Here is a 1,058-nt window from a genome sequence, read left to right as displayed (position 1 = left end):
CTCATCCTGCTTGACTGGGATGAACTATCAGAGGAAGCCCGCAAGTACATCATTGCCAAGGCTTCCCGTAAGGTGTACGAGACACACGTAGGGGCGCAGGAGAATCGTCAAAACCTCTACCAAGAGGAGATCACCGCGCGTGCATCGTTGCTGGATATGGATACCCAGGCAGCGCAATATAACATGCTGGATGATCCTACCATGCCCACGCTCCGTGGCTCTCAGTACGTGCCTGGCGCACAAAGAAACACTAACAGTTAATGACTGAACGCTATTCAATCCCCTCCTTTCTGGGTGGAATCTCTCAGCAGTCCCCCGCCATCCGCAATGCGAACTTGGTGGAGGATGCAAACAACATTGAGTTCCTGGCCTCAGAGGGTGCGCAAAAGCGGTATCCTACAAAGTTTATTGCGGACCTTGAAGGGGATTATAGCGGCTACCAGGCATTCACTCTTGAGCGGGATGGCGCGGAGTACGTGCTGTTGATCGGGGACGACGACATCAAAGCCTTCGACCTCACGGGTTTCGAGTACATCGTCCAGGGTGACACGTCGTACCTGTCTGGTGTGGAATACAATGATGTGCGGGGGCAGGCTATTGCAGATAGTATGTTTGTCCTTAACCGCAACACTGTCGTAGTTGGGGCACCTGGGAAGACTGTGGCCTCCTGGGTGCAGCCTGGCGAGGCTGGCGTGTTCATCAAACAGACCAACTACGGTGTGCGATACACCATCAAGTTCAAGACAGCGGCCATGCCCACAGCGAAGGAGGTATCCCATACCATCCCTTCGAGCCCGCTCGATGTGCTACGCGTCTCCTACCTAGGCGGCAGCGAGCCTCCCGCAGAGTTCTTCCCAATCGGGGCGGCACGGGCAGCTGGATCGGCAGCATTCAGCTTCGCCCCGTACCTGTTTAATAGTGTGGATGAGTTTGGCTTTATTAAGAATGGTGCTGCGGGCTCTGGCGCGGGCGGCACCTTCCTAAGCAACGAAGACTTCATCGCCGACCCTTACACGAAGGAAATCTTCTACCAAGGCTCAACGCTGCTGGCCACTGAT

Annotated in this window: 2 protein-coding genes; both read left to right on the top strand. The window is 55.2% G+C overall.

Annotated elements, in window-relative coordinates; translation table 11 throughout:
* Nucleotides 1-261 (top strand): hypothetical protein (locus tag V6D20_21570; GenBank protein HEY9818372.1); only part of this gene is annotated, 261 nt, incomplete at its 5' end.
* Nucleotides 261-1,058: hypothetical protein (locus tag V6D20_21565; protein ID HEY9818371.1), on the top strand; the 798-nt coding region annotated here is incomplete at its 3' end. The genes V6D20_21570 and V6D20_21565, both read left to right, overlap by 1 nt.

It is taken from the genome of Candidatus Obscuribacterales bacterium, from assembly GCA_036703605.1.
GTDB lineage: Bacteria > Cyanobacteriota > Cyanobacteriia > RECH01 > RECH01 > RECH01.
Note: the sequence above shows the minus strand (reverse complement) of the source record. Positions and strands in the feature narration are given on the sequence as shown.